Here is a 26,314-nt window from a genome sequence, read left to right as displayed (position 1 = left end):
GCCGTTATCGTATGGGTACTCAAGGAGAAGCACATGCCCAGTCCGCGCAAGACGGACGGTGGCGCGCATGCATGACGTCAATTCAAGACTGCGTTCAAGAAGGAAGGAAACCACCCATGGCGTATGAGACCATCAAATACGAGGTCGCCGAGCAGATCCTCACCATCACACTGAACCGGCCCGACAAGCTCAACGCCTTCAACGCGCAGATGCAGGCCGAGCTGATCGAGGCGTTCGACGCCGCCGACAAGGACGACAACGTCCGCGCCATCATCGTCACCGGCGCCGGCCGCGGTTTTTGCGCGGGCGCTGATCTTTCGTCGGGCGCCGACACCTTCGATCGCGACGCGCGGCGCGGCCCGGTGAAGCGCTTCGCCGACGGCAAGGTCGACTACAGCGATCCGCAGGTGCGCGACGGCGGCGGCCAGGTGACGTTGCGCATCTTCAAATGCCTGAAGCCTGTGATCGCGCCGTCAACGGCCCCGCCGTCGGCATCGGTGTCACCATGCAGCTGGCCATGGACATCCGCATCGCGTCCGATGCTGCGCGCTTCGGCTTCGTGTTCTCCCAGCGCGGCATCGTGCCGGAGGCTGCCTCGAGCTGGTTCCTGCCGCGCATCGTCGGCATCTCGCAGGCGCTTGAATGGTGTTATTCCGGCCGCGTCTTCCCCGCGCAGGAAGCGCTCGCCGGCCGCCTCGTCAGCAAGGTCGTCGCGCCGGATGATCTGCTGCCGACCGCCCGCGCGCTCGCCAAGGAGTTCGCAGCCAAGACAGCGCCGGTCTCGGTGGCGCTGATCCGCCAGATGATGTGGCGCATGATGGGTGCCGACGATCCCATGGAGGCCCACAAGGTCGACAGCCGCGGCATCTATGCCCGCGGCCGCTCGAACGATGTGAAGGAAGGCGTGGTGTCGTTCCTGGAGAAGCGACCGGCGCAGTTCAAGGACAAGGTGACGAGCGATATGCCGGATTATTTTCCGTGGTGGACGGAGCGAGAGTATAAGTAGAACTTCGCAGGGTGGGCAAAGGCGCTCTTGCGCCGTGCCCACCATCTATCAGCCATGACGGAAGTGGTGGACACGCTTCGCTTTGCCCACCCTACGGAGCCGCCGCTACGGCACCCTCACTCCATCACCAGCGCCACGCGCCCGATCGCCTTGCGGTCGAGCAACAGCCGCATCGCCTTGGCGTAATCCTCCAGCGGCAGGCGGTGTGAGACGTTGGGGCGCAGCTTGCCCTCCTCCGCCCACTGCAGCAGCGCCCTCAGGCGCACTTTACCCAGCGCGGGATTCTTCCGCACCGCCTCACCCGCGCGCACGCCGAGCACGCTGGCGCCCTTGATCAGCAAGAGATTGGTCTTCGCCGAGCCGATGCCGCCGGTGAAGCCGATCACCAGCAGCCGGGCGCCCCAGGCGATGCAGCGCATCGAGTTCTCGAACACCTCGCCGCCGACGGGATCGAACACGACGTCCACGCCACGGCCATCGGTGATGCGCTTGACGGCATCGCGGAACGGCTCGCGATCATAGCGCACGAGGTGATCGGCGCCGCGCGCCTTGGCGATGGCGAGCTTCTCGTCGCTGGAGGCCGTCGCGATCACGGTCGCGCCCAGCATCTTGCCGAGTTCGACGGCGGCGAGTCCCACGCCGCCGCCGGCGCCGTGCACCAGCAGAACCTCGCCCGGCCCGATTCGGCCGCGATCGATCAGCGCATGATAGGCGGTGCCGTGGCCGGCGAGATAGGTCGCGGCCTCCGCATAGTCGAACGTCGACGGCATCGGCGTGAGCTGGCCGGGCGTCACCATCGCTTCATCGGTAAACGCGCCATGGCGCATCTTCACGATGACCTTGTCGCCGACGGCAACGCCGCTCGCCTCCGCGCCCACCTCGGTCACGTCGCCGGCGGCCTCCATGCCGGGCGTGAACGGCAGCTCCGGCTTGAGCTGATATTCACCGGCGGCCATCAGCACATCCGGGAAATTGAGGCCCGCAGCGCGAATTGCAACCCGCACCTCGCCCGGTTCCAGGGCGCGCGACGGAAACTCTTCCAGACGCAGCGTTTCGGGCGCGCCGAGCGCACGGCAGACGACAGCCCGCACCATCAGGCCGCGCTCGCCTTGCTGCGCAGCAGCGCCTCGCGGATCAGCGGCAGCCGGTCGTTGCCAAAGTACATGTCGGTCTTCTTGACGAAGATCGTCGGCGAGCCGAACCCGCCGCGCGCAACGACTTCTTCGGTGTTGGCCTTGAGCTGGTCCTTGATCGCCTGCTCCGAAATGCCCGCGAAGAACTTCTGCTCGTCGATGCCGACCTTCCTGCAGATCTCGGCCAGCACCGTGTCCTGCGAGATGTCCTTGTCGCCGCCCCAATAGGTCTCGAACACGGCGGTGGCGAACGGCACCATGTCCGCACCCAGCCAGATGCAGCCGCGCATGGCCTTGACGCTGTTCACCGGAAACACCGTCGGCGGCATCTTGATCGACAGCCCAGCCGAGCGCGCCCAGTCCTGAAGGTCCTTCTTCATGTAGCGCGCCTTCAGCGGCACCGGCGTCTCGCGCTGCGCGTAGACGCTCGGATTGACCGTGTTGAAGATGCCACCGACCAGGATCGGCCGCCAGATGATCTCGGCGCCGAACTCCTTCGCTAGCGGCTGGATGTTGTGGAAGGCGAGATAGGTCCAGGGGCTGGAACAGTCGAAGAAGAATTCGATCATGGCGTTTTCCCTAGTTCGTTTGGTTCAATCTTGTCATTCCGGGGCGCGCCCTCTTGGGCGCGAGCCCGGAATGACGAGAGAGCCTACTTCTTTCCCAACACTTCCTTAGCCCTCTGGCCGAACATGATCTTGCGTGATTCCTCGTCGAACGGCTCCTTGACGAATTTCCCGATCGCAAGTCCTGCCTGCACCTGAGGCCTGGCGCGCACCTCGGCATACCAGCGTTTGACGCTCGGATAGTCGTCGAGCGTGAAGCCCTGCGCCTTGTGGGTCATGGTCCAGGGGAAGCAGGCAATGTCGGCGATGGAATAGTCGCCGGCGACATAGGCACCGGTCTTGGCCAATTGACGGTCGAGCACGCCATAGAGCCGCGCGGCTTCGTCGCGATAGCGCTCGATCGCGTAGGGAATCTTCTCCGCCGCATAGAGTGCGAAATGCCCGTGCTGGCCGAGCATGGGACCAAGGCCGGCCATCTGCCACATCGCCCACTGGATGGTGGTGGATCGTCCGCGCAGATCGCTGGCCAAGAAGCGGCCGGTCTTCTCCGCCAGATAGATCAGGATCGCGCCGGTCTCGAACACCGAAAACGGTCCGCCGCCGTCGGCCGGCGCGTGATCGACGATCGCGGGAATACGATTGTTGGGGGACATCGCCAGAAACTCCGGGCTGAACTGCTCACCGGCACGGATATTGACGGGCTTCACGCTGTAGGGCAGCCCGAGTTCCTCCAGCATGATCGAGATTTTCCAGCCGTTCGGCGTCGGCGCGTAATAGAGGTCGATCATGACCTTTTCCTTGGCCCTTCCCGTCATCGCCAATGGAATAGAAGGCGACTTTTGTTGTTCTGTACCTCAACGTTAAGACATGGCAGGAAGGGGCGCAACACAACCCGCCGGGAGGGCCGCCATGCTGTTTCCAACCACGATCGCCGGCTCCTTGCCGAAGCCGGAATGGCTCGCCGAGCCGAACATGCTCTGGGCGCCATGGAAGTCGCAAGGCGACGAGCTTCTCCGCGCCAAGCGCGATGCGACGATGCTCGCGATCAAGGTCCAGGAGGATGCCGGCATCGACATCGTCACCGAGGGCGAGCAGGCCCGCCAGCACTTCGTGCACGGGTTCCTCGAGAAGATCGAGGGCATCGACTTCGCCCACAAGGTCGAGATGGGCATCCGCAAGGACCGCTACAAGGCGATGGTGCCGCAGGTGGTCGCGCCGCTCCGGCTCAAGGGCCGCGTCCATGCCGACGAGGCACGTGTGGCGCGCACGCACACGAAGAAGAAGCTGAAGTTCACCCTGCCCGGCCCGATGACCATCATCGACACCATTGCGGACCGTTACTATGGCGACCGCGTCAAGATGGCCTTTGCCTTCGCCGAACTCCTGAACGAGGAGGCCAAGGCGCTGCAGGCCGACGGCGTCGATCTCGTGCAGTTCGACGAGCCCGCCTTCAACGTCTACATGGACGAGGTCAACGACTGGGGCATCAAGGCGCTCGAGCGCGCCGCGCAGGGCCTCACCTGCGCCACCGCCGTGCACATCTGCTACGGCTACGGCATCAAGGCCAATACCGACTGGAAGGAGACGCTCGGCGCGCAATGGCGGCAGTATGAGCAGATTTTTCCCGCTATCGACGCCAGCCCGATCCAGCAGGTCGCGATCGAGTGCCGCAATTCGAAGGTGCCGCTCGACCTGCTCGCGCTGCTCAAAACCAAAATCGTGCAGGCCGGCGTGATCGACGTTGCCAGCGACGAGGTCGAGACCGCGGAAGATGTCGTCAAGGTGATCGACGCGGTGTCGAAATTCGTCCCGAAGAGCAACATCATCCCCACCACCAATTGCGGCATGGCGCCGATGCGGCGCGACATCGCCGAAGCCAAGCTGATGGCGCTCGGTGCCGGCGCCGCGCTGGCACGCGAGAAGCTTGGATGATGGTGGTGGTCCGCCTGGTACTCGTCGTCGCGGCTCTCGCGGCGATCACCCTGCCCGTGCGCGCGGAGGACCGCTCCGCGCTCTTGAACTGCAAGGCAATGATCGCGCGCGCAGCGAAGGATGCCAGTGCCGCGAGCGAAGCCGAGTTGACCCGTTGCCGCCAGGTGATCCGCGAATGGGCGCTGCGCGATGCCCGAACGACCGTGGATGAAGAGGGCAAGCCGCTGCGCTAGCTGCGCGCGGTCGGATGCAGCACCGGCTGATATCCGGCAATAATCGCGCGCAGCGTGGATGGCGGCGTCAGCAACATCGGGCGATCGAGGGCGCGTGCATGCGGGACGTAGCCCTGGGGTGACCAGAGCAGCGCCTTGCCCTGTGCGACCAGGAAGCAGTCGTTGTCGTGCTGCACCATCGCGCCGTCGGGCAATTCCGCGAGCGGCATCGGCAGCGCATGCAAGCGCTTGCTCCCCTGATCGAGCCGCTCGAGGTGCAGTTGGGCATCCATCGCCTTCGCAGTCACGTTACGCGCACCATTCGCCGCTTCCCACGCCGCGCGAAACCGCTTGGCATCGTCGCGGCGGCAGAAGAAGCAGGGCCGATGACCCGCCGCAAAGGCCGTGGCTTCGTCGAGGAAGAACAGCTCGGTCCAGCTTCGCCGCGCCATCACCGGCCGCCGCCAACCGCGGAATTCGCACAGGCAGGTGATCCAGGCCTGCGACGACCAGCGCTTCTTCAGCAGCGTCTTCGTCGCGGGATCATGGATGATGCCGCGATTGCCGGTGAACAGGCCGCGATGCGGCGTGGCGATGATGTCGCCGGTCGGCGTGACGCGGTTTTGCAGGGGCATGGCTGCCGCTATTCTCCCTCTCCCCGTTCTTACGGGGAGAGGGTTGGGGTGAGGGGCTGCATCCACAGATATGGTGAGGGACGGACTCGCGGAAGCTCCCCCTCACCCGGATTGCATCTTCGATGCAATCCGACCTCTCCCCGCAAGCGGGGCGAGGTGAAGCAACATCACGCCGCGCCGTCGCGGAGCGGCGGGTGGTAGGACAGCGCGGTGTCCCAGGGGAAGAAGATCCAGGTGTCCTGCGACACTTCCGTGATGAAGGTATCCACCAGCGGGCGTCCCTTCGGCTTGGCATAGACAGTGGCGAAATGCGCATCGGGCAGCATCTGGCGCACCAGCCTGCCGGTCTTGCCGGTGTCGACGAGGTCGTCGACGATCAAAAGCCCCTTGCCGGTGCCGCCGCCCAGCTTCATCGCCGATTCGGAAATGCCCTTGAGGACCTGAAGCTCACCCTGCTTGTCGTGGTCATAGCTGGCGATGCAGACCGTATCGATCACGCGCACTCCGAGCTCGCGCGCGACGATCGCAGCCGGCACCAGACCACCGCGGGTGATCGCGATCACAGCGTGAAACGGACCGACCTCGTTGAGGCGCCAGGTCAGCGCCCGGCAATCCCTGTGGAACTGGTCCCACGAGACCGGGAAGGCCCTGCCTGCCCGCTCCTGCGCACTCAGTTCCGGTGCTTCACCAGCCATCGTCGTCTCCTGCTTGGTCCGCCGGCAGCTACCGGGTGATGTTCAATCCCGCCAGCATGTCCTTCACCGCGGCCATTGCCGCTGCGAGCTTGTCGGCATCGCGCGAGCGCACCACCAGATTGGTGTTGGGCTTCTGCTCCTCGTCCATGAAGGGATAGCTGCCGATGATGGTGTCGGGATGGGCGGCGGCGATTTCCCGCAGCGGGCTGCCGATGTCGCCCTCCCGCGCATTGGCGCGAACCGATTCGGACAGCATGCGCACGCCGGATTTCAGCTTGGGCGAGACGATGTCCATCATCGCCTGCATGATCGACGGCACGCCGGCCATCACGATGACATTGCCGATCTTGAAGCCGGGGGCGAGGATGGTGGCGCTCTGGATCAGCTCGGCGCCGTCGGGGATGCGGGCCATGCGCAGCCGGGCCTCGTTGAGGTCCTGCTCGCTCCAGCGCTCGCGGAAGCGGGCGACGACCTCCGGATGGTGGTCGATGCCGACGCCGAAGGCCTTGGCGACGCTGTCGGCGGTGATGTCGTCGTGGGTCGGCCCGATGCCGCCGGTGGTGAAGACATAGGTGTAGCGATGCCGCAGCGCATCCAACGCGGCAATGATGTCGGCCTCGTCGTCGGAAACGACCCGGACTTCCTTGAGGTCGATGCCGATATTGGTCAGGTATTCGGCGATGAAGCCGATATTCTTGTCCTTGGTCCGGCCGGACAGGATTTCATCCCCGATGACCAGAATGCCTGCCGTGACGATCTCGCTCATGCCTTAAGTCCCTCACCTATCGGCCCGACTTTGCCGAGGTAACGCGTTGAAGTCACGCGGTTTTGCTACCGAAATAAGCAGTCCTCAGCCATTTTTTCAGGCAAGCCGCCGGCCATCCCCGTCAAATGCTGTCAGTCCATGCTTATCGCGCTGGCCCGGCCCTTGCTACCACCCGGGTAAGTCATGCACTGTCAGGCATGGCCAGGGAGACAGTCGGGATCTATGGCAGTCGCGTTTGACGAAATGAACATTCCCGGCGGGGACCTTCGCCCCGCCTATCAAGAGCTGGCGCGCTGGCTCAAGGAGACGCCTCCCGAGGCGCTCGAATATCGCCGCCAGGAAGCCGAGCTCCTGTTCCGCCGCATCGGCATCACCTTTGCCGTCTATGGCGATTCCGAATCCACCGAGCGGCTGATCCCCTTCGACGTGATCCCGCGGATCATGTCCGGCAAGGAATGGGCGCTGCTGGAGAAGGGCCTGAAGCAGCGCGTGCGCGCGCTCAACATGTTCCTGCGCGACATCTATCACGGCCGCGACATCTTGCGCGCCGGGATCGTGCCCGACGACCTGATCTTCCAGAACCCGGTGTTCCGCCCCGAGATGAACGGCCAGCAGGTACCGCACGACGTCTACGTGCACATCGCCGGCATCGACATCGTCCGGGTCGACGCCGAGGACTTCATCGTGCTGGAGGACAACGCGCGCACACCGTCCGGCGTGTCCTACATGCTGGAAAACCGCGAGATCATGATGCGGCTGTTTCCGGATCTGTTCGCCCGCCACAGGGTGGCGCCGGTCGAGCGCTATCCGGACGAGCTGCTCTCCGCGCTTCGCTCGGTCGCCCCGCAGGGCGCCTCCGGCGAGCCGACGGTCGCGCTGCTCACGCCGGGCGTCTACAACTCGGCCTATTACGAGCACTCCTTCCTCGCCGACAAGCTCGGCATCGAGCTGGTCGAGGGGCGCGACCTCATCATCAAGAACAACGAAGTGTTCATGCGGACGACCGAGGGGCTGAAACGGGTCGACGTGATCTACCGCCGCGTCGACGACGATTTCATCGACCCCCTCACCTTCCGCCCCGACTCCGTGCTCGGTGTGCCCGGGCTGATGTCGGCCTATGCGGCCGGCAACATCACGCTCGCCAACGCCGTCGGCACCGGCATCGCCGACGACAAGGCGATCTACTCCTACATGCCCGATGTCGTGAAGTTCTATCTCGGCGAGGAGCCGATCCTGAAGAACGTGCCGACCTGGCGCTGCCGCGAGCCAAAGGATCTCGCCTATGTGCTGGACAATCTGAGCGAGCTCGTCGTCAAGGAAGTGCACGGCTCCGGCGGCTACGGCATGCTGATCGGACCCGCCGCGACGAAGGCGACCATCGAGGCGTTCCGGGAAAAGCTCAAGCGCGAGCCGGAAGGCTTCATCGCGCAGCCGACGCTGGCGCTCTCGACCTGCCCGACCTGCACGGCGTCCGGCCTCGCTCCGCGCCACGTCGACCTGCGGCCCTTCGTCCTCACGGGCAGCAAGACCACCACGATCGTGCCCGGCGGGCTGACACGTGTTGCGCTGAAGGAAGGCTCCCTGGTGGTGAATTCGAGCCAGGGCGGCGGCACCAAAGACACCTGGATCCTGGACGAGTAGTCAGATGCTGTCGCGCACCGCCGAAAACCTCTACTGGCTCGCCCGCTACGTCGAACGGGCCGAGTATCTCGCGCGCACCATCGATGCGACCTTGCGCGTCACCGCGCTGCCCGCCGCCTATATCGGCAAGACCAACGAATGGGACTCGGCGCTGCTGACCGCCGGCGTCGCCGCGAGCTTCTATCAGCAATATGAGGAAGCCAACGAGCACAACGTCGTCGACTACCTCTCTTTCTCGCCGAACAACCCGTCCTCGATCCGAAACTGCATCGAGTCGGCGCGGCTGAACTCGCGCTCGGTACGCACCGCCCTCACCAGCGAGATGTGGGACACCATCAACTCGGCCTGGATCGAGTTGCAGGAGGTCTGGAGCAAGGGTGCCTCGACGCGCGAAGAGCTCGCCAAATTCCTGCGCTTCGTGCAGGAGACCTCGCTCCGCTTCGACGGATCGGCCTACCGGACCATGCTACGCAACGACGCCTACTGGTTTTCGCGGATGGGCCTGCATCTCGAGCGCGCCGACAACACCGCGCGTATTCTCGACGTGAAGTACCACGTGCTGCTGCCCGAGGAAGAGCATGTCGGCGGCCCGCTCGATTTCTACCAGTGGACCTCGATCCTGCGCTCGGTCTCGGCGCTGACCGCCTATCACTGGGTCTATCGCGAGACGCTGAAACCCTGGCTGATCGCGGACCTGCTCATCCTCAACGACACGCTGCCGCGATCGCTGGCGAGCTGCTACGGCAACCTCGTGCGCAATCTCGACCAGATCGGCGTCGCCTACGGCCGCCAGGGCCCGGCCCAGCGCCACGCCCGCGGCATCCGCAACCGGCTCGAACACAGCAATATGAACGACATTTTCCAGCATGGCGTGCATGAATTCATTCAGGAATTCATCGCGGACAATTCCAGGCTGGGCGAAATCATCACGAAGCAGTATTTGATCTGATACTGCCTCTATTCCGGGGCGCCCGCAGGGCGAGCCCGGAATGGCGACGCCAGAACAACGGATCCCCATGCGCCTGCGAATCCAGCACACCACGACCTATCGCTACGAGCCGCCGGCGACCAGCGTGATCCAGATCCTGCGCATGACGCCGTGCAGCCATGACGGACAATACGTGGCGGAGTGGCAGATCGACGTCTCTACCGATACCAAGCTCGATACCCATGAGGACGCATTCGGCAACGTCACCCACGTGCTGTCCTGCGGCCCCGTCAGCGACATCAAGATCATCGCCGAGGGCCTGATCGAGACCCACGATACCGGCGGCGTGCTGCGCGGCGCCGACGAACGCTTTCCGGCGAGCCTGTTCCTGCGCACGACCGAACTGACCGAGGTCAATCCGGCAATGGCGGCGGTCGCGCGCCGGTTGCGCAGCGAAGCCGAGAGCGACACGCTCGGCTTCCTGCACACGCTGATGACCGAAATCAGCGACCACATGACCTTCGACGAGGATCCGACCAACAGCGGCACTTCTGCAGCCGAAGCGTTCACGCTCAAGCGCGGCGTCTGCCAGGACTACGCGCATATCTTCATCGCCTGCGCCCGCAGCGGCGGCGTGCCGGCGCGCTTCGTCTCCGGCCATTTCCTGCGCGCCGACGGCACGGTGCATCAGGATGCCGGCCATGCCTGGGCGGAGGCCTACGTGGCTGATCTCGGCTGGGTCGGCTTCGATCCCGCCAACAGCATCTGCACCACCGACGCCCATGTCCGCGTCGCGATCGGGCTCGACTATCTCGGCGCCGCCCCCGTGCGCGGAACCCGCTATGGCGGCGGCACGGAGACACTGACAGTCGCCGTGAAGGTCGAGCAGGCCGGCCGCGGCGGCCAGTCGCAATCGCAATCACAGCGGCAGACTTAAGCGCGGGCGCATTCGTCACGCGACTCTGCCGGCTGACCGGATCAGCCGTGCTATGATCGCAGGGTCAGATCAGACCCTGCGAGGACCCCCATGGCGACCGTGAAGCTGCTTTCGGACGACGAGCTCTCGAGCGAGGCGCGCGCCGTTTTCGACGACATCCGCAAGGTGCGGCAGTCGGACTTCGTCAACAATTTCTGGCGCGCGCTGGCGCACGATCCGAAGACGCTGCGGCGGACCTGGGAGAGCATCAAGCAGGTGATGGCGCCGGGGGCGCTCGATCCCAAGATCAAGGAAATGATCTATGTCGCGGTCTCGGTGGCGCATGGCTGCAGCTACTGCATCCACTCGCACACCGCGGGCGCACGGGCGAAGGGCATGACCGAGGCCGAATATGGCGAGATGCTCGCCATCATCGGCATGGCCGCGGAGACGAACCGGCTGGTCACGGCGCTGGGCGTCCCGGTCGACGAGGCGTTTCTCGTCGATGCCGCGGACTGAGGCGGGCCCCCTTCCAGCCGATACATGGCTCCCCTTGGGAACAGGGGGTTACATGCCCCCCTGAAATTGGCTAGTAATTCCGCGCAAACGCGTTCGGGGATCGGAAATGACCTATTGTTGCGGAATCCTGGTTCGGGACGGTCTGGTGATGATCGCCGACACCCGCACCAATGCCGGCCTCGACAACGTCTCGACCTTCCGCAAGCTGCACATCTTCTCCAAGCCCGGCGACCGCATCATGGCGATCGCCAGCGCCGGCAATCTCGCCATCAGCCAGTCGGTGCTCTCCACCCTCACCGAGGGCCTGGAAGACCCGACCACTGGCGAGATCGAGACGCTGATGAACGCGCCGACCATGTTCCAGGCCGCCCAGCGCATCGGCCGGGCCATCCGGGCGGTGCACGCGACCGAAGGGCCGGCACTGAAGTCCGAGGACGTCTCGTTCGACGTCTCCTTCCTGTTCGGCGGCCAGATCAAGGGCGCGCGGATGCGCCTGTTCATGGTCTACACGGCAGGCAATTTCATCGAGTGCACCACCGACACGCCTTACCTGCAGATCGGCGAGCACAAATACGGCAAGCCGGTGCTCGACCGCGCCATGCATTACGACGTCGAGCTCTACGAGGCGCTGAAGACGGGCCTGATCTCGATGGACTCCACCATGCGCTCCAATCTCGGCGTCGGCCTGCCGATCGACGTGCTGGTGGTGCGGGCGGACGCCTGCGATGCCGATCTCAACCATCGCATCGAGGCCGGCGAGCCCTATTTCCACGATCTGCGCTCGCGCTGGTCGGCGGCGCTGCGCGCGGCGCATCAGAACATCCCGCGGCCGCCCTACAAGAACGAAAAAGAACCGAAAACCTGACGGCCAAGTAACCTGAAAGCTTAAGAGAAAAGGCAGGAAACGATGAGTGAAGCAAACAAGATCGCAGTGGTGACGGGCGCAGGCACCGGTGTCGGGCGCGCGGCGTCGCTGGCGCTGATGAACATCGGCTTCACCGTGGTGCTCGTGGGACGCCGGCTCGACATGCTCGAGGAGACCGCCAAGCTCGGCCTCGCCGGCAAGAGCCTGTGCGTCACCGCCGACATGACCAAGCCGGACTCGATCGCCGCACTGTTCGACAAGGTGAAGGCAACCTACGGCCGGCTCGACGTGCTGTTCAACAATGCCGGCATGGGCGCGCCGCCGGTGAACTTCGAAGATCTCAGCCTCGAGCAGTGGCAGGCGGTGGTGAACACCAACCTCACCGGCCCGTTCCTGTGCACCCAGCACGCCTTCCGCATCATGAAGGACCAGAGCCCGCGCGGCGGCCGCATCATCAACAACGGCTCGATCTCGGCGCATGCGCCGCGGCCGTTCTCGGCCGCCTACACCTCGACCAAGCACGCCATCACGGGCCTCACCAAGGCCTCCAACCTCGACGGCCGCATGTACGACATCGCGGTCGGGCAGGTCGATATCGGCAACGCTGCGACGCCAATGACCGACCGCATGGTCGCCGGCCCCGGCGTAATGCAGCCCGACGGCACGATGAAGCACGAGCCGCGCATGGACGCCAAGGCGGTCGGCGATGCCGTCGCCTACATGGCCGGCCTGCCGCTCGATGCCAACGTGCTGACCATGACGGTGATGGCCACCAAGATGCCGTTCGTCGGACGGGGCTGAACTGAAAAGCGCGAAAACAACCCCATGCACACTAGGCGGCCTGGGGTGCTCGCTTCGGGGGTGACGTCACTTAAGTCCGCAAGCTGCCTCAACAATCGTCATTGCGAATGCAGCGAAGCAATCCAGCATCTTTCCTCGGGCGGGATTCTGGATTGCTTCGTCGCAACAGCTCCTCGCAATGACGGTGAGAGAGCGGAGCCCTACTCCAAACTCTCCACCTGCAGCAGGCTCGGGAACAGCTTCATCCACAGCAGCGCCACCGCGACGGTAGCGACGCCACCGAGCACGGCGGCCGGCATGGCGCCGAGCAGCGCGGCGGCTACGCCGCTTTCGAACTGACCGAGCTGGTTGGAGGCGTTGATAAAGAGGAAGTTCACCGCGCCGACGCGGCCGCGCATCTCGTCGGGCGTCGAAAGCTGAACCAGCGAGAAACGGATCACGACGCTGATCGTGTCGGCGGCTCCCAAAATCGCGAGCGAGAGCACCGACAGCCACATCCAGGACGACAGCGCGAACACGATCGTGGCGAGGCCGAACACGATCACGGCCTGGAACATGCGCAGGCCCACGTGACGCGAGATGGCGTGACGCGCCAGCACCATCGTCATCAGCAGCGCACCGACGGCCGGCGCGGCGCGCAACACGCCGAGCCCCATCGGGCCGGTCTGGAGAATGTCGCGGGCATAGATCGGCAGCAGCGCGGTGACGCCGCCGAACAGCACCGCGAACAAATCGAGCGAGATGGTGCCGAGGATCGCCGGATTGCTGCGGATGAAGCGGACGCCGGCAAAGATGTTGTCCGAGTCGGTGCCCTCCCTGGCCACCGCCTGCGGGCGCGGGCGGATGAAGCCGGTCAGGATCATCCCAAAAATCCAGAACAGCAGCATCACGGCATAGGCAAGATGCGGCGCGATCGCGTAGGCGAAGCCGCCGAGCGCCGGTCCCGTGATGGTCGCGACCTGCCCCGCACCGCTCGCGACCGCCGTCGCGCGCTGCAGCGATCCCTGCGGCGCGATCAGCGGCAACAGCGCCGCGGTGGTCGGGCTTTCGAACGCGCCGGCAATGCCGAGCACGAAGGTCGCGATAAAGATCTGCACCTCGCTGACCGCGCCGAGATAGGTGATGACACCGAGATAGAGCGCGGTCGCCGCTTCCGCGAGCTGGCAGAGCTGGACCACGCGCTTGCGCTCAAAACGGTCGGCGGCGTGGCCGGCGACGAACACCAGAAGCGCCGTGGGCAGGAATTGCACGAGGCCGACCATGCCGAGATCGAAGGCCGAGCCGGTGAGATCGTAGATCTGCCAGCCGATCGCGACCGCCGCGATCTGGCTGGAAAAGCGCGACAGGCTGCGCGAAAGCAGGAAGAACAGGAAAGCGCGGTGGGACAGCAGCGCGCGGGCGCTGACCGGCGGATTCACCTGTCGCGGCTGCTCTTCGCCCAGCTCCTGACTCACCTTTTGGGACCGTCCGCGCCTGATCTTGACGACGCCCCGCGTGGCTGACGCGGACCGGCTTGTCAACAGCGGACGGCTCTGATCACCTCCCGGCATTGCGTTTGCAACACCTGCGCGGCCATAATCATTGGAGGTTTGGGGACATCATGCTGCGGCTGCAATCGGCACTCGGCGTTTTCGCATTGCTGCTGCTCGCCTTCGCGCTGGCCGAGAATCGGCGTGCCGTCTCGCTGCGGCAGGCGGCGATCGGCCTCGTCGCAACCTTCGCCACCGCGATCCTCCTGATGAAGGTGCCGGTCGTCGCCCGCGCCTTCGGCGCCATTAACGATGCCATCGGTGCGATCTCGGCGGCCTCGCGCGCCGGCTCCTCCTTCGTGTTCGGCTATGTCGGCGGCGGCGCCCTGCCGTTCGATTTGAAGGTGCCGGGCGCCGATTTCATCCTGGCGTTCCAGGCGCTGCCGATCGTGCTGGTCATGAGCGTGCTGACGACGCTGCTGTTCTATTGGCGCGTGCTGCCGCCGATCGTGCGCGGCATGGCCTGGCTGCTGGAGCGGACGCTTGGCGTCGGCGGCGCGGTCGGGCTGTCGACCGCCGCCAACATCTTCCTCGGCATGGTGGAGGCACCGCTGTTCGTCCGGCCGTATCTGGCGCAGATGACCCGCAGCGAATTGTTCCTGGTGATGACCGGCGGCATGGCCGGCATCGCCGGCACGGTGCTGGTGCTCTATGCGACGCTGCTTGCTCCTCTTATTTCTAATGCGGCCGCGCATTTCGTCATCGCGTCCGTACTAGGGGCGCCGGCTGCGATCCTCGTCAGCCTGATCATGGTGCCCGAAACATCAGACAAGCGCACTGGCGGCGCGTTGGAAGATCCCGAGATGGAGGTCGCCAGCACGATGGATGCGATCGTGAAGGGCACCGGCGCAGGGATCGAGCTGCTGATCAACATCGTCGCGATGCTGCTGGTGCTGGTGGCGCTGGTCTATCTCGTCAATGCCATGCTCGGCCTGCTGCCGAATGTTGGCGGCGCCGCGATCTCGCTGCAGCGCCTGCTCGGCCTCGTGATGGCGCCGGTGTGCTGGCTGATGGGATTGCCGTGGGATCAGGCGGTGACCGCCGGCAGCCTGATGGGCACCAAGACCGTGCTCAACGAGTTGATCGCCTATGTCGACTTCTCGAAGCTGCCACCCGATGCGCTCGATCCGCGCTCGCGCCTGATCATGCTCTACGCGATGTGCGGCTTCGCCAATTTCGCCAGCCTCGGCATCATGATCGGCGGCCTAGGGGTGATGGCCCCGGAACGGCGCGAGGAGATCAACGCGCTGGGATTGAAGTCGATCGTATCAGGAACGCTGACGACGTGTTTGATGGGCGCGGTGGTGGGGGTGTTGGCGTGACTCTCTCCACCGTCATTCCGGGGCGCGACGAAGTCGCGAGCCCGGAATCCATTTTGCCACGCGTACTGCCGCCCGATGGATTCTCAGGTGCGCAATTGCGCACCGTAGTTCGCGCTACGCGCCCCGGAATGACGGCAAGAAAGACCGGCGCGCTCTTCCCACCAGCGCCTACGCCTTCAACTCCACCGTCTTGAATTCCGCCGGCAGGATCACCTCCAGCAGTTCGACGTCATCGGAATAATCCAGGATCATGTGCTTGATCTTCGGCGGCTGGGTCCAGGCGCTGCCTTCTTTCATCAGGGTCTCGCCCTGCCCATCCATGTAGGTCTTCACCCAGCCCTTGAGCACGTAGACCATCTGGAAGTCGACGTGGTGAAAGTGCAGCTTCGACACTTCGGCCGGATCGCACGGGCCTTGCAGCCGGATCACATGGGCTTGCGCAAGGCCGTGGCTTGCAGCGGCGATGCCGAGGTCGCGGTACTTGGCGTAGGCGCGCAGGCCGTCGGCCTTGAAGTCTTCTTCGCGGTGATGGCTGATTGCGATGCGCTGCTTGGGACGTGCGGGTTGCTTGACCGCTGATTTCGCTGGCGTTGCGCGCGCCTTCGCCTTCACGGCCTTCCGCGCGGAGGATCGCACGGCGACCTTGGCTCCGCTCCGCTTCTTCACCGCGACTTGCGCTGCGCTGCGCGACTTCACCTTCTTGGCCATGAGCCGCCTCCCCTGTTGTTATGGGGAGAGGGTAGCACGCAAACAGGTCTCGTAGGGTGGGCAAAGCGCAGCGTGCCCACCATTGTCAGATACGATTGCGGAGCGATGGTGGGCACGGCGCGTGCGCGCCTTTGCCCACCCTACGAAACCGGTGCGCGCTTCAATGCAGCCGGAACACACCATCCACGGCGCGCAGCTCGGCGGGCTTGATCAGCTTGGAATGTGCAACGGTCACCGAGTGGAGCGGACCGTCGAGCTTCTCCTGCCAGAAGGCCAAAAAGTCCTTCAGCGCCGGGAATTTCGGAAAGAGATCGTAATTCTGCCAGACGTAGGTCTGAAGCAGCGAGGGATGATCCGGCATTCGATAGAGGATTTGCGCCGTCGTCAGCCCGTAACCCAGCACCTGTTTCCGAAAGTCGTCGGAAACAACCCCAACCCGCGAGACCATGCCAACCTCCTTTGCAGGAGCGCATATTCAAGGGTGGCTTGCCGGTACGCTGCTTACGAGCCACCCGGAAACGATGCGCTCACATGAGAGAAATGTGACGCAAACTGACAATCCATCTCAAGCCCAAAAGTTTAACAAGCTGTTGAAATTCAATGCGTTAGCAGCAGATGCGGCTCCGTGCTAATACGGCCCCAAAGACAGGTTAACGATGGTAAAGGAAATTGGCAGGCGGGCCTTCTGAGTGCTTATTTTTCTGCTAGAAGCCCTTGTCCCCGCAAAAATCCTGGCTTATCTGAGCAATGCCCGCGCTGGCACTCGCCAGTCGGGACTGCTAACAATTCCAGAAACATCAACCCGAGCAATTGCTTAGGAGGACTGCATGAAATTCCGTCCGCTTCACGACCGCGTCGTGGTCAAGCGCATCGACGCAGAAGAGAAGACCGCTGGCGGCATCATCATTCCCGACAGTGCCAAGGAAAAGCCCTCGCAGGGCGAAATCGTCGCCGTGGGCCCGGGTGGCCGCGACGAAGCCGGCAAGTTGATCCCGATCGACCTGAAGGTTGGCGACCGTGTGCTGTTCGGCAAGTGGTCCGGCACCGAGGTCAAGATCGACAATGTCGACCTGCTGATCATGAAGGAAAGCGACATCATGGGCGTCCTCGACGTCCCCGCTTCCAAGAAGAAGGCGGCCTAAGAGCCCCCTCTCTCACCCAGCTAAACACCTCAAGGAAAAATCCAGATGGCAGCTAAAGAAGTCAAATTCGGCGTCGATGCACGCGACAAGATGCTGCGTGGCGTCGACATCCTCGCCAACGCAGTGAAGGTCACGCTTGGCCCGAAGGGCCGCAACGTCGTCCTCGACAAGTCGTTCGGCGCTCCCCGCATCACCAAGGACGGCGTCACCGTCGCCAAGGAGATCGAGCTCGACGACAAGTTCGAGAACATGGGCGCGCAGATGGTGCGCGAAGTCGCTTCCAAGTCCGCTGACGCGGCCGGCGACGGCACCACCACCGCGACCGTGCTGGCCCAGGCGATCGTACGCGAAGGCGCCAAGTCGGTTGCTGCCGGCATGAACCCGATGGACCTCAAGCGCGGCATCGACCTCGCTGTCGAAGCCGTCGTCGCGGACCTCGTCAAGAACTCCAAGAAGGTCACCTCGAACGACGAGATCGCCCAGGTCGGCACCATTTCGGCCAACGGCGACGCGGAGATCGGCAAGTTCCTCGCCGACGCCATGAAGAAGGTCGGCAACGAGGGTGTCATCACCGTCGAGGAAGCCAAGTCGCTCGAGACCGAGCTCGACGTCGTCGAGGGCATGCAGTTCGACCGCGGCTACATCTCGCCCTACTTCGTCACCAACGCCGACAAGATGCGCGTTGAGATGGACGACGCCTACATCCTCATCAACGAGAAGAAGCTCTCCTCGCTGAACGAGTTGCTCCCGCTGCTCGAGGCCGTGGTGCAGACCGGCAAGCCGCTGGTCATCGTCGCCGAGGACGTCGAAGGTGAAGCGCTTGCGACCCTGGTCGTGAACCGCCTGCGCGGCGGCCTGAAGGTCGCGGCCGTCAAGGCTCCGGGCTTCGGCGATCGCCGCAAGGCCATGCTGCAGGACATCGCGATCCTGACCGGCGGCCAGGCGATCTCGGAAGACCTCGGCATCAAGCTCGAGAACGTCACGCTCAACATGCTCGGTCGCGCCAAGAAGGTGATGATCGACAAGGAGAACACCACGATCGTCAACGGCGCTGGCAAGAAGGCCGACATCGAGGCGCGCGTGGCCCAGATCAAGGCGCAGATCGAGGAAACCACCTCGGACTACGACCGTGAGAAGCTCCAGGAGCGTCTTGCCAAGCTGGCCGGCGGCGTCGCGGTGATCCGCGTCGGCGGCGCCACGGAGATCGAGGTGAAGGAGCGCAAGGATCGCGTTGATGACGCGATGCATGCGACCCGCGCCGCGGTCGAGGAAGGCATCGTCCCGGGCGGCGGCGTCGCCCTGCTCCGTGCCTCCGAGCAGCTCAAGGGCCTGCGCACCAAGAACGACGACCAGAAGACCGGCGTCGAGATCGTGCGCAAGGCGCTGTCGGCTCCCGCTCGCCAGATCGCGATCAACGCCGGTGAAGACGGCTCGGTGATCGTCGGCAAGGTGCTGGAGAGCAAGACCTACGCCTATGGCTTCGACTCCCAGACCGGTGAATACGGCGACCTCGTCAAGAAGGGCATCATCGACCCGACCAAGGTGGTCCGTACCGCGATCCAGAACGCAGCCTCGGTTGCGGCCCTGCTGATCACCACGGAGGCCATGGTCGCCGAGCTGCCCAAGAAGGGCGGCGCCGGCCCCGCAATGCCCCCGGGCGGCGGCATGGGCGGCATGGACTTCTAAGGTCCAGCCATTCAGGCAAGATACGACATGCGAAACCCCGGCAGCGATGCCGGGGTTTTTGTTTTTGGGGCAAGCTCTTCCTCGTCATTCCGGGGCGCACGAAGTCGCGAGCTATGGTCCGCAATTGCGCACTTGAGAATCCATAACCACGAACGTCAGTTGCTTATCCCCGGATAGAGATCATCCCAACTCGGGTTCTGCTCCTCGATCAGCCGTGTCCTCCAATCCCGGCGCGACTTCTTGAGTTCTTTCTCGCGCGCGATGGCGGTTGCGGCATCATCGTAGATCTCGAACAAGACGAGCTTGTCCACGCCGTACTTCGTCGTGAAGCCGGGTACAGCTTTAGTCCTGTGCTCGTACACACGGCGCACTAGGTCACTAGTCACGCAGATATAGAGCGTGCCTTGTTTCCTACTTGCGAGGATGTAAACGTAGTAGGCCATTCGCTCCGCCTGTGGTTATGGATTCCGGGCTCGGCGCTTTGCGCCGCCCCGGAATGACAGAACATGCCTCACCGCACCTTGCCCATCCGCTCGAAGCGCGGCTCGCCGTCGTCGTCGAGGGACCAGATGATCCGCGTCACGCGGCCAACCAGATTGTCCATCGGCACGAAGCCTATGGCGGTCATCACGCGGCTGTCGGTGGAGTTGTCGCGGTTGTCGCCGAGCACGAAGAGATGGCCCGGCGGCACGGTGTAGACGCTGGTGTTGTCGTAGTAGCCGCTGTCGACGCAGTCGTAGGTGACGTAGGACGCGCCGTTCGGCAAAGTCTCGCGCCAATTCCTGACTTTCGCGTCGTCAGTGCCACAGGCGGCCTCGCCGTCCGTCTCCTTCAGGGCGACGCGGGTCACCGGCTTCTCATTGAGAAAGAGCTGGCCCTGCCGCATCTGGATGCGGTCGCCGGGCAGCCCGACCACGCGCTTGACGTAGTCGACCGAAATGTCCTTTGGCGTGCGAAACACGACGATGTCGCCATATTCGGGCTCCGCGGCAAAGACCGGGTTCGAGATAAGGGACGATGCAAAGGGAAACGAATAGGGTCCGTAGCCATAGGCGCGCTTCGAAGCGAACACGTAGTCGCCGGTCATCAGCGTCGGCATCATCGAGCCGGAGGGAATGCTGAACGGCTGATACAGGAAGAAGCGAAACAGGAACGGCGGCGACCACAGCACCGGGATCAGCAGGATCAGGATGACGATCGCCTTCCATTCCTGCGACCTGGCCCGCGGCCGGATGGTGTGCTGAAGAGTGGTCATGCCTGCCTGATCTCAACTTTTGCTCGCGAGATTACGCAACCTTCGCGCGCGTGCAATCCCTTCGCTCCCAAAACTTGGTCGCGCCATGGGTGGACCGCGTTCACGGCAAGGCCACCGGCCGTCAGCCGCGCGAAAAATCCCCGAAGCAGTGGCGCACCCATGCGATGGTGAGCCGCGTTGCCGGATCGCGCTTGAGATGATTCTGCACCAGCAGCCAGACATCACGGCGCTTCGGCAGCAGCGTCGCGTGCAGGCTGCGGTCGGCGAGCAGCGGGGCACAGCTGTGCTCGGGCAGCACGCCGACGGCTTGATGCGACTGGATCAGGGTCTTGATGATGCGGACGTTGTCGGTGACGCAGCGCATGTTCTGCAGCCGCTTGGCGCGCAGGAACTGCTGCTCCGGAATGGCGTCGAGCTCGTCCGGATAGACGCATGTGACCGGTTCGCCGCCGTTGCGGTCGGCGGGCTCGAAGAAATACAGCCTGATATCGCCGAGCTTCGAAATGGTGAAATCACCCTTCTCCGGCTTGCGCAGGCGAATGGCGAGATCGGCCTGCCAGCGCGAGAACTTGACGTTGCCGCTGGAGGTCAGGAATTCGAGGGTCAGGCCGGGATGATCGCGCAGGAAGGCGCTGGTGTGCGGCGCCAGCAGCTCCTCGGCGACCGCATTGGTCGAGGCAATGCGCAGCCGGCCGACCGGGCCCACCTGGCTCTCCTTGATGCGATCGATCGCGGCGACATGCGCGGCCATCGCGCCGACATGCTCTAGCACCGCTTCGCAATGGCGGGTCGGCCGGCGCAGCCCGTCCACCGCGTCGAACAGCGGCACGCCGAGATCGCGCTGGATGCGCGCAAGCCTGCGGCCGACCGTGGTCTCGTCGATGCGCAGCCGCGCGCTGGCGCCGGCATAGGTGCCCTCGTCCCTCACCGCAGCAATGATACGCAGATCGTCCCAGTTCATGGCGACAAGCTAGCAGGGGCGATCGCTTCCTGCAAATTTGCAGCCATATACTGCAATAGTCCTGCACAACGGCAGGCTTGCGCCGGGCTAGGGTCGCGCCATCCGATCCCCCTTAGAAGGCCTGACCAGCATGACCGCTCCCAAGACCCTGCTTGAGCTCTCCGGCGCCGATCTCAATCCGCCCAAGCTCGCCGACTCCTGCCTGGTGCTGATCGACATCCAGAACGAATATCGTTCCGGTCCCCTCGCCTTGCCCGACGCCGAGCCCGCGATCGCGGTCGCCGCAAGACTGCTCGCCCGCGCGCGGCAGAGCGGCGCGGCGATCTTCCACATCGCGCACAAGGGTCGCGCCGGCAGCTTGTTCGATCGCGAGGCCGAGCGCGGGGCGATCGTGTCGAGCCTGACGCCGCTCGCGGGCGAGCCCGTGATCGAGAAGGCACTGCCGAACGCCTTTGCCGGTACCGACCTGCAAGCCAAATTGGCCGCGACCGGACGCACCAACATCGTGTTGGCGGGCTTCATGACCCACATGTGCGTCAGCTCAACGGCGCGCGCCGCGCTCGACCTCGGGCTGCGCACCACGATCGCGGCCGACGCCTGCGCCACCCGCGACCTGCCCGACGGCCGCGGCGGCGCGCTGTCGGCACGCACGATTCACGAGGTCGCGCTGGCCGAATTGTCGGACCGGTTTGCGATCATCGCGCAAGGCGATGTGCTGACCTGACGGAGCGTGAGCGATGCTGCAACTCTATTTCTTTCCGATGGCCTGCTCGCTCGCCAGCCGCATCGCGCTGATGGAGGCCGGCATCGAGGCGCAGTATCACCTCGCCCACATCTGGACGAAGAAGGTCGCGGACGACGGCAGCGATTTTCGCGGCGTCTCGCCGAAGGGCGCGGTGCCCGTCCTGGTGCTGGAGAACGGCGAACGGCTGACCGAGAGCGCCGCGGTGCTGCAATACATCGCCGATGTGAAGCCCGAGACCGGTCTTGCGCCAGGCTTCGGCGATCCCGACCGCTACCGCCTGCAGGAATGGCTGAGCTTCATCGGCACCGAGATCCACAAGGCGTTCCTGTTCCCGACCTTCTGGTACAAGGACGACGGCTCGCTGGCCAAGCCGCGCGCGAGGATCGCACAGACATTGTCCGTGCCGTCAGCACATCTGGCGGACCGCGAATTCCTCGTCGGTCACAGCTTCACCGTCGCGGATGCTCACCTCACCTGGGCCTTGCTGCTGCTTCGCCCGGCCGGCGTCGACATCGCGCAATGGCCAGCCTTGTCGGCCTATCTCGGCCGCATGCAGGCGCGCCCCGCAGTGCGGGAGGCGATCGCGACCGAGATAGCGCTGCGCAAGACGGTGGCCGCGAGCCCGGCGTGACGGGATGCCACGGCCGCCAGATCCGAGCGGTTCCCGGCAAGGGCATTGAAGTCGGTGCCGCGTGCGCTAATCTGGGGGATATTTTTCGATTTTTCCTCGGACGGTATTCATGCGCGCTCTTTCGAGATTTCACTTGTCCGGATTCTTGCCCGGGTTCTCTCTGGCCCTCCTCGCCTGCTGGCTCTGCGTTGTTCCCGCATCGGCGGACACCCGGGTTGCGCTGGTGATCGGCAACGGCGCCTATGCCTCTACGGCGCAGCTCCCGAACCCCGCGCACGATGCCGAGGACGTAGCAAGCTCGCTCAAGCGCAGCGGCTTCGAGGTTTTCCAGGGCATCGACCTGCGCCAGGCCGACATGCAGGACCTGACCATCCGCTTCGCGCGCGCCGCGAGCCGGGCCGATGTCGCGCTGTTCTACTACAGCGGACATGCGATGCAGTACAACGGCGTGAACTACCTGATGCCGGTTGACGCCGTGCTGACCGATGAAGCGGATCTCAAGCGCTTCGTGCGGGTCGACGACATCGTGAACGATCTGCAGCAGGCCAAGAACCTGCGCATCCTCGTGCTGGATTCCTGCCGCGACAACCCGCTGGCCGAAACCCTCAAACGCTCCGCGACGCGCGCAGCCTCGATCGGACGCGGCTTGTCGAAGGTCGAAGCGCCGCGCGGCACGATCGTGTCGTTCTCGACGCAATCCGGACAGACCGCCGCCGACGGCAGCGGCCGCAACAGTCCCTACACGACCGCATTCCTGAAGCACATCGAGGAGCCGCAGGAAATCGGCGACGTCTTCCGCGACATCAGCAGCGATGTCTATGACTCCAGCGGCAAGACCCAGCTCCCGGAGCTGTCGCTGTCGATCATCGGAAAGTTCTATCTGAACGGGCCGGTGTCGGTCACGGTGGCGCCAGCCGCGCCCCAGGCCCCGCCGCGGCCCGATCCCTGCGCAGCCGCAGAGGCGCATTGGAAGGCCGCGGACGGCATCGGCACGCTGGGGGCCTACGAAGACCATCTCGCCAGATTCCCGAATTGCATCTTCGCGACCCTCGCCAGGGCGCGCGTTGAAGGATTGAAGCAGAAGACGGCGCTTGCGCCGGCGGCCGGCAATGCCCGAGTAGGCGGCAGCAAGGATTTTGACGGCAACTGGGACGTGACGTTGAATTGCCAGACCAGCGGCAAGGCGCAGGGCTTCACCAGAGCCCTCGCGGCAACCGTGACGAACGGCGTGTTTCACGCCGAGGCGCAGGGGCCGAGCGGTGTCAACCGGCTGGAGATCGACGGCCAGATCCCGGCGGACGGCAAGACGACCTTGAGCGCGCGCGGTACGACGGGCGGGAGCGGCTATACGCTCGGAAACGTGCCGCCCGGCTCGCCCTACGCCTTTACGGTCGACGCGCAGTTCGACCGCAGCCGGGGCAGCGGCAAGCGCAACGAGGCGCGGGCCTGCAATCTAGTTTTCGTCAAACGCTGATCGTGCGATATCACGCGGGCGCAGGCGATGGCGATCGGCCTCGATCCCGCGGCGGACCGACATCTCACGACAGGAACAAGATCATGGCATCGCATGACGCGGCGAAGATTTTGGCAGGCAAGGTAGCGCTGGTCACCGGCGCGGGGCGCGGGCTCGGCCGCGCCTTCGCGGAGAAGCTTGCCGCGCTCGGCGCCGACGTCGCCATTCACGGCATGCGCGAAAACGGGCCGGCGGAATATGGTGAGGGCACCACGCTGACCGCGGTGGCCGCGGAGATCGGCCAGGAATTTGGTGTCCGCAGCCAGCGCGTGCTCGGCGATCTCACCAAAGGCGAGGACATCGCGCGCGTGATTGCCGAGACGGAAGCCGCGCTCGGACCGATCGACATTCTCGTGCACAATGCCGGCGGCGACATTGCGGCTGCCGGCGGCAAGCCCGATCCGAACGACGCGGTGCACATCAAGGAGGCCGACGTGCGCGCGGTGCTGGAGCGCAACCTGCTCTCGACCATCCTGACCTGCCAGGCGGTCGCGAAGGGCATGATGGAGCGGCGGCGCGGCCGCATCGTCACGCTCGGCTCGGTCGCCGCGTTCAAGGGACGCACCAATGGCGCGATCTATGCGGTGTCGAAGGCCGGCGTGACCCATTACACGCGATGCCTCGCCGACCAGCTCCGCCCCTTCGACATCGCCGTCAACTGTATCGCGCCCGGCGATACCCGCACCGGCCGCTTCCTCGGCACCCGCGCGGTGGACCCCGACAGGATGGTCGAGACCGGCACGCTCGACCGCATCGCGACCGTCGACGAGGTCGCACGCGTCGTCGAGTTTTTCGCCGGCCCCATGGGTGCCTTCGTCTCCGGCCAGGTGCTGAGGATTGACGGCGGCGGACAGTGCTGGCCGGGTTGAGCGCTTCCACCGAGCGACGCAGAAAAAAGAAAAGGGCCGCTGCGGGCGGCCCTTTTGCATCATCGAGAACGAGCTGGGATCAGTCCACCCGCGCCAGCACCGCGAGCTTGCGGATGCCCTTGTTGCGGTAGGCGTCGAGGAATGCGTAGTAATCCTTGAACGACACGCAGCCGTTGGAGTCGCCGTTCGGCCCGAGCATGAAGGTGTGCGCGAGCAGGCCGTCGCGGCCGTAGATCGCGCTCTCGCCGCCGATCGGGGTCAGGCGCAGCGCCGGCACGCCGTGGAACAGCGCCTCGCGCGGCTTCAGCGTATAGATGTGCGGCGGCGTGACACCGCGCATGCGCACCTTCGACGAGCGCGGATCGTCGAGATTGGAGCCGAGGCCGGAATGCGCCTCGAGCTTGGTGCCGTCGGGCAGGTAAACCATCTTGGCAGTGATGTCGTAGACCGCGGTGTCGCGCTCATAGGGTGCCGAACCGCCGAGCATGGGGTTCTGCTCCCGCGGTGCGATCGAGGCGGTCACGCTGGCATCGGCGGAAGCATAGGCGAGCAGGCCGCCGGACGGCTCACGCTTGCCCCAGAGCTTTTCCACCATCGACTGGCGGGGACCGGTGATCGACATCACCGCAGCCTTGGCGCGATCGGCGAACGACTTTGGCTTTGCTTCGGGCGCCGGGACGATCTCGGCCGGATCGGCTGAAGCCAGTTGCACCGGCGCCTCGGCGCCGCGCTTGGCCTTGGCGGCATCCGCGATCTTGGCCGGTGCCGCCGGCTTCAGCGCCTCCGCGACCTTCGCGATCACGCTCTGCTTCGGGGCATCCTTGGCGACGGCAACCTGAGTCGCGGGCACGGCGCTCGATGCATTGGATGCCACGCCCTGGGTCGCGGCCGCGGCAAAGCGCTCGTTGAACATCTCGCGCGAGATCGGAGCTGCGACCTGAAGCCGGTCGGGCAACAGCGCGAAGGCTTCCTTGATGGCGTCGCCCGCTTCGCGCAGCGCAACCTTGGGCGCGCGCTTGATCACGGGCTCGTCGTAGCCGGTGCTGCCGACGCTCGGATAGACGCTGGCGCCGAGGACGTTGGTGTAGACGGTCCAGCCGGCGCCGAGCACGGCGCAGCCGATGGCGGCAGCGCCAAGCCAATTGGTGTTGGTCATTTTCCGGGAAGGTTTCCGAAGAGAATTCTTAGAAGGTTTCTCGGGCTTCCGTGCCGCGTTACTTTGCGCCGCGATACTCGTACTCATTCGCCTTGCGTCCAGGACGGTGTCACTAAGTCCCCCTTAGAAGTGCCGCTGGTCACGATCCGGGAACAGCATTTCGCAGAGGGCCGGAGCGTCAT

At 64.7% G+C, this 26,314-nt stretch carries 28 protein-coding genes and 1 pseudogene; 16 read left to right on the top strand and 13 right to left on the bottom strand.

Features of this window, described 5'->3' with window-relative positions:
* Positions 1-116: 116 nt before the first annotated feature.
* Positions 117-1,006: pseudogene (locus WHZ77_RS12375) on the top strand (crotonase/enoyl-CoA hydratase family protein).
* A gap of 116 nt (positions 1,007-1,122) precedes the next feature.
* Here the strand turns inward: WHZ77_RS12375 and WHZ77_RS12370 are convergent.
* From WHZ77_RS12370 to WHZ77_RS12360, 3 genes are all read right to left on the bottom strand, one after another.
* Positions 1,123-2,100, bottom strand: a complete 978-nt coding sequence (locus WHZ77_RS12370; protein WP_375313915.1) for an NADPH:quinone oxidoreductase family protein — start codon at positions 2,098-2,100, stop codon at positions 1,123-1,125.
* Positions 2,100-2,708 (bottom strand): 2-hydroxychromene-2-carboxylate isomerase, encoded by a 609-nt coding sequence (locus WHZ77_RS12365; RefSeq protein ID WP_375313914.1) that lies wholly within the window; start codon positions 2,706-2,708, stop codon positions 2,100-2,102. The genes WHZ77_RS12370 and WHZ77_RS12365 overlap by 1 nt, the downstream gene beginning before the upstream one ends.
* Before the next feature lie 83 nt (positions 2,709-2,791).
* On the bottom strand, positions 2,792-3,493 hold the full coding sequence (locus WHZ77_RS12360) for a glutathione S-transferase N-terminal domain-containing protein (RefSeq protein WP_375313913.1): 702 nt from the start codon (positions 3,491-3,493) through the stop codon (positions 2,792-2,794).
* Positions 3,494-3,614: 121 nt separating this feature from the next.
* Here WHZ77_RS12360 and WHZ77_RS12355 point away from each other — a divergent pair, with 121 nt between their 5' ends.
* Entirely contained in the window at positions 3,615-4,637 is a 1,023-nt protein-coding gene (locus WHZ77_RS12355) for a methionine synthase (RefSeq protein WP_375313912.1), read from the top strand.
* Complete coding sequence (locus WHZ77_RS12350) at positions 4,634-4,870, top strand: hypothetical protein (RefSeq protein ID WP_375313911.1); 237 nt, start codon at positions 4,634-4,636, stop codon at positions 4,868-4,870. Before WHZ77_RS12355 ends, WHZ77_RS12350 begins: the two co-directional genes overlap by 4 nt.
* Here WHZ77_RS12350 and WHZ77_RS12345 read toward each other — a convergent pair.
* The 3 genes from WHZ77_RS12345 to WHZ77_RS12335 all read right to left on the bottom strand — a co-directional run bounded on the left by WHZ77_RS12345 (position 4,867) and on the right by WHZ77_RS12335 (position 6,945).
* Entirely contained in the window at positions 4,867-5,484 is a 618-nt protein-coding gene (locus WHZ77_RS12345) for a hypothetical protein (RefSeq protein ID WP_375313910.1), read from the bottom strand. The genes WHZ77_RS12350 and WHZ77_RS12345 overlap by 4 nt on opposite strands.
* Positions 5,485-5,651: 167 nt before the next feature.
* Positions 5,652-6,179: a xanthine phosphoribosyltransferase gene (gene gpt, locus WHZ77_RS12340; RefSeq protein ID WP_015685173.1), complete on the bottom strand. Its 528-nt coding sequence runs from the start codon at positions 6,177-6,179 to the stop codon at positions 5,652-5,654.
* Positions 6,180-6,207: 28 nt separating this feature from the next.
* Positions 6,208-6,945 (bottom strand): molybdopterin-binding protein, encoded by a 738-nt coding sequence (locus WHZ77_RS12335; protein ID WP_211378668.1) that lies wholly within the window; start codon positions 6,943-6,945, stop codon positions 6,208-6,210.
* 222 nt (positions 6,946-7,167) lie between these two features.
* On the opposite strand from WHZ77_RS12335, the gene WHZ77_RS12330 reads away from it, so the two are divergent.
* The 6 genes from WHZ77_RS12330 to WHZ77_RS12305 all read left to right on the top strand — a co-directional run bounded on the left by WHZ77_RS12330 (position 7,168) and on the right by WHZ77_RS12305 (position 12,615).
* On the top strand, positions 7,168-8,586 hold the full coding sequence (locus WHZ77_RS12330; protein WP_375313909.1) for a circularly permuted type 2 ATP-grasp protein: 1,419 nt from the start codon (positions 7,168-7,170) through the stop codon (positions 8,584-8,586).
* Between the two features lie 4 nt (positions 8,587-8,590).
* Complete coding sequence (locus WHZ77_RS12325; RefSeq protein WP_375313908.1) at positions 8,591-9,535, top strand: alpha-E domain-containing protein; 945 nt, start codon at positions 8,591-8,593, stop codon at positions 9,533-9,535.
* Positions 9,536-9,602: 67 nt separating this feature from the next.
* Positions 9,603-10,451: a transglutaminase domain-containing protein gene (locus WHZ77_RS12320; protein ID WP_375313907.1), complete on the top strand. Its 849-nt coding sequence runs from the start codon at positions 9,603-9,605 to the stop codon at positions 10,449-10,451.
* A 90-nt stretch (positions 10,452-10,541) separates the two neighbouring features.
* Positions 10,542-10,949: a carboxymuconolactone decarboxylase family protein gene (locus WHZ77_RS12315; protein ID WP_375313906.1), complete on the top strand. Its 408-nt coding sequence runs from the start codon at positions 10,542-10,544 to the stop codon at positions 10,947-10,949.
* A gap of 106 nt (positions 10,950-11,055) precedes the next feature.
* Complete coding sequence (locus WHZ77_RS12310; protein ID WP_015685167.1) at positions 11,056-11,814, top strand: proteasome-type protease; 759 nt, start codon at positions 11,056-11,058, stop codon at positions 11,812-11,814.
* A 42-nt stretch (positions 11,815-11,856) separates the two neighbouring features.
* Positions 11,857-12,615 carry an SDR family oxidoreductase gene (locus WHZ77_RS12305; protein WP_375313905.1) on the top strand — a complete coding sequence of 253 codons (759 nt, stop codon included), beginning with the start codon at positions 11,857-11,859 and terminating at the stop codon, positions 12,613-12,615.
* Positions 12,616-12,815: 200 nt separating this feature from the next.
* Here WHZ77_RS12305 and WHZ77_RS12300 read toward each other — a convergent pair whose 3' ends face one another.
* Positions 12,816-14,069 (bottom strand): MFS transporter, encoded by a 1,254-nt coding sequence (locus WHZ77_RS12300; protein ID WP_375313904.1) that lies wholly within the window; start codon positions 14,067-14,069, stop codon positions 12,816-12,818.
* A 146-nt stretch (positions 14,070-14,215) separates the two neighbouring features.
* Between WHZ77_RS12300 and WHZ77_RS12295 the strand changes: the two genes are divergently transcribed.
* Positions 14,216-15,466, top strand: coding sequence for a NupC/NupG family nucleoside CNT transporter (locus WHZ77_RS12295; protein ID WP_375313903.1), 1,251 nt, complete (start codon positions 14,216-14,218; stop codon positions 15,464-15,466).
* A gap of 168 nt (positions 15,467-15,634) precedes the next feature.
* On the opposite strand, the gene WHZ77_RS12290 is transcribed toward WHZ77_RS12295, so the two are convergent.
* Together WHZ77_RS12290 and WHZ77_RS12285 are read right to left on the bottom strand one after the other, a co-directional pair.
* Positions 15,635-16,174, bottom strand: a complete 540-nt coding sequence (locus WHZ77_RS12290; RefSeq protein WP_375313902.1) for a cupin domain-containing protein — start codon at positions 16,172-16,174, stop codon at positions 15,635-15,637.
* Between the two features lie 160 nt (positions 16,175-16,334).
* Positions 16,335-16,622: an usg protein gene (locus WHZ77_RS12285; RefSeq protein ID WP_375313901.1), complete on the bottom strand. Its 288-nt coding sequence runs from the start codon at positions 16,620-16,622 to the stop codon at positions 16,335-16,337.
* 379 nt (positions 16,623-17,001) lie between these two features.
* Here WHZ77_RS12285 and WHZ77_RS12280 point away from each other — a divergent pair, with 379 nt between their 5' ends.
* Both WHZ77_RS12280 and groL read left to right on the top strand, forming a co-directional pair.
* Positions 17,002-17,316, top strand: a complete 315-nt coding sequence (locus WHZ77_RS12280; RefSeq protein WP_015685161.1) for a co-chaperone GroES — start codon at positions 17,002-17,004, stop codon at positions 17,314-17,316.
* A 45-nt stretch (positions 17,317-17,361) separates the two neighbouring features.
* On the top strand, positions 17,362-19,002 hold the full coding sequence (gene groL / locus WHZ77_RS12275; protein ID WP_375313900.1) for a chaperonin GroEL: 1,641 nt from the start codon (positions 17,362-17,364) through the stop codon (positions 19,000-19,002).
* 155 nt (positions 19,003-19,157) lie between these two features.
* Here groL and WHZ77_RS12270 read toward each other — a convergent pair whose 3' ends face one another.
* From WHZ77_RS12270 to WHZ77_RS12260, 3 genes are all read right to left on the bottom strand, one after another.
* Complete coding sequence (locus WHZ77_RS12270) at positions 19,158-19,445, bottom strand: GIY-YIG nuclease family protein (protein ID WP_375313899.1); 288 nt, start codon at positions 19,443-19,445, stop codon at positions 19,158-19,160.
* Positions 19,446-19,513: 68 nt separating this feature from the next.
* A complete protein-coding gene (gene lepB / locus WHZ77_RS12265; protein ID WP_375313898.1) occupies positions 19,514-20,257 on the bottom strand; it encodes a signal peptidase I in 744 nt (247 codons plus the stop codon).
* A gap of 121 nt (positions 20,258-20,378) precedes the next feature.
* Entirely contained in the window at positions 20,379-21,218 is an 840-nt protein-coding gene (locus tag WHZ77_RS12260) for a LysR family transcriptional regulator (protein ID WP_375313897.1), read from the bottom strand.
* Between the two features lie 130 nt (positions 21,219-21,348).
* On the opposite strand from WHZ77_RS12260, the gene WHZ77_RS12255 reads away from it, so the two are divergent.
* The 4 genes from WHZ77_RS12255 (at position 21,349) to WHZ77_RS12240 (ending at position 24,976) form a co-directional block, all read left to right on the top strand.
* The gene (locus WHZ77_RS12255) at positions 21,349-21,942 is read left to right on the top strand and encodes a cysteine hydrolase family protein (RefSeq protein WP_375313896.1); all 594 of its coding nucleotides are present in this window, start codon (positions 21,349-21,351) and stop codon (positions 21,940-21,942) included.
* A 13-nt stretch (positions 21,943-21,955) separates the two neighbouring features.
* Positions 21,956-22,594 (top strand): glutathione binding-like protein, encoded by a 639-nt coding sequence (locus WHZ77_RS12250; protein ID WP_375313895.1) that lies wholly within the window; start codon positions 21,956-21,958, stop codon positions 22,592-22,594.
* Between the two features lie 109 nt (positions 22,595-22,703).
* A complete protein-coding gene (locus WHZ77_RS12245; RefSeq protein WP_375313894.1) occupies positions 22,704-24,068 on the top strand; it encodes a caspase domain-containing protein in 1,365 nt (454 codons plus the stop codon).
* 83 nt (positions 24,069-24,151) lie between these two features.
* The gene (locus WHZ77_RS12240; protein ID WP_375313893.1) at positions 24,152-24,976 is read left to right on the top strand and encodes an SDR family NAD(P)-dependent oxidoreductase; all 825 of its coding nucleotides are present in this window, start codon (positions 24,152-24,154) and stop codon (positions 24,974-24,976) included.
* Positions 24,977-25,055: 79 nt separating this feature from the next.
* On the opposite strand, the gene WHZ77_RS12235 is transcribed toward WHZ77_RS12240, so the two are convergent.
* Positions 25,056-26,132 (bottom strand): DUF2778 domain-containing protein, encoded by a 1,077-nt coding sequence (locus WHZ77_RS12235; RefSeq protein ID WP_375313892.1) that lies wholly within the window; start codon positions 26,130-26,132, stop codon positions 25,056-25,058.
* Positions 26,133-26,314 lie beyond the last annotated feature (182 nt).

Source organism: Bradyrhizobium sp. A5 (assembly GCF_042076515.1).
Classification (GTDB): Bacteria; Pseudomonadota; Alphaproteobacteria; order Rhizobiales; family Xanthobacteraceae; genus Bradyrhizobium; species Bradyrhizobium cosmicum.
This window is presented reverse-complemented; position numbering and strand designations above follow the sequence as displayed.

Coding starts and splice junctions, on each gene's coding strand:
- WHZ77_RS12370 (WP_375313915.1), bottom strand. CDS start 2,100: ATGGTGCGGGCTGTCGTCTGCCGTGCGCTCGGCGCGCCCGAAACGCTG.
- WHZ77_RS12365 (WP_375313914.1), bottom strand. CDS start 2,708: ATGATCGAATTCTTCTTCGACTGTTCCAGCCCCTGGACCTATCTCGCC.
- WHZ77_RS12360 (WP_375313913.1), bottom strand. CDS start 3,493: ATGATCGACCTCTATTACGCGCCGACGCCGAACGGCTGGAAAATCTCG.
- WHZ77_RS12355 (WP_375313912.1), top strand. CDS start 3,615: ATGCTGTTTCCAACCACGATCGCCGGCTCCTTGCCGAAGCCGGAATGG.
- WHZ77_RS12350 (WP_375313911.1), top strand. CDS start 4,634: ATGATGGTGGTGGTCCGCCTGGTACTCGTCGTCGCGGCTCTCGCGGCG.
- WHZ77_RS12345 (WP_375313910.1), bottom strand. CDS start 5,484: ATGCCCCTGCAAAACCGCGTCACGCCGACCGGCGACATCATCGCCACG.
- gpt (WP_015685173.1), bottom strand. CDS start 6,179: ATGGCTGGTGAAGCACCGGAACTGAGTGCGCAGGAGCGGGCAGGCAGG.
- WHZ77_RS12335 (WP_211378668.1), bottom strand. CDS start 6,945: ATGAGCGAGATCGTCACGGCAGGCATTCTGGTCATCGGGGATGAAATC.
- WHZ77_RS12330 (WP_375313909.1), top strand. CDS start 7,168: ATGGCAGTCGCGTTTGACGAAATGAACATTCCCGGCGGGGACCTTCGC.
- WHZ77_RS12325 (WP_375313908.1), top strand. CDS start 8,591: ATGCTGTCGCGCACCGCCGAAAACCTCTACTGGCTCGCCCGCTACGTC.
- WHZ77_RS12320 (WP_375313907.1), top strand. CDS start 9,603: ATGCGCCTGCGAATCCAGCACACCACGACCTATCGCTACGAGCCGCCG.
- WHZ77_RS12315 (WP_375313906.1), top strand. CDS start 10,542: ATGGCGACCGTGAAGCTGCTTTCGGACGACGAGCTCTCGAGCGAGGCG.
- WHZ77_RS12310 (WP_015685167.1), top strand. CDS start 11,056: ATGACCTATTGTTGCGGAATCCTGGTTCGGGACGGTCTGGTGATGATC.
- WHZ77_RS12305 (WP_375313905.1), top strand. CDS start 11,857: ATGAGTGAAGCAAACAAGATCGCAGTGGTGACGGGCGCAGGCACCGGT.
- WHZ77_RS12295 (WP_375313903.1), top strand. CDS start 14,216: ATGCTGCGGCTGCAATCGGCACTCGGCGTTTTCGCATTGCTGCTGCTC.
- WHZ77_RS12290 (WP_375313902.1), bottom strand. CDS start 16,174: ATGGCCAAGAAGGTGAAGTCGCGCAGCGCAGCGCAAGTCGCGGTGAAG.
- WHZ77_RS12285 (WP_375313901.1), bottom strand. CDS start 16,622: ATGGTCTCGCGGGTTGGGGTTGTTTCCGACGACTTTCGGAAACAGGTG.
- WHZ77_RS12280 (WP_015685161.1), top strand. CDS start 17,002: ATGAAATTCCGTCCGCTTCACGACCGCGTCGTGGTCAAGCGCATCGAC.
- groL (WP_375313900.1), top strand. CDS start 17,362: ATGGCAGCTAAAGAAGTCAAATTCGGCGTCGATGCACGCGACAAGATG.
- WHZ77_RS12270 (WP_375313899.1), bottom strand. CDS start 19,445: ATGGCCTACTACGTTTACATCCTCGCAAGTAGGAAACAAGGCACGCTC.
- lepB (WP_375313898.1), bottom strand. CDS start 20,257: ATGACCACTCTTCAGCACACCATCCGGCCGCGGGCCAGGTCGCAGGAA.
- WHZ77_RS12260 (WP_375313897.1), bottom strand. CDS start 21,218: ATGAACTGGGACGATCTGCGTATCATTGCTGCGGTGAGGGACGAGGGC.
- WHZ77_RS12255 (WP_375313896.1), top strand. CDS start 21,349: ATGACCGCTCCCAAGACCCTGCTTGAGCTCTCCGGCGCCGATCTCAAT.
- WHZ77_RS12250 (WP_375313895.1), top strand. CDS start 21,956: ATGCTGCAACTCTATTTCTTTCCGATGGCCTGCTCGCTCGCCAGCCGC.
- WHZ77_RS12245 (WP_375313894.1), top strand. CDS start 22,704: ATGCGCGCTCTTTCGAGATTTCACTTGTCCGGATTCTTGCCCGGGTTC.
- WHZ77_RS12240 (WP_375313893.1), top strand. CDS start 24,152: ATGGCATCGCATGACGCGGCGAAGATTTTGGCAGGCAAGGTAGCGCTG.
- WHZ77_RS12235 (WP_375313892.1), bottom strand. CDS start 26,132: ATGACCAACACCAATTGGCTTGGCGCTGCCGCCATCGGCTGCGCCGTG.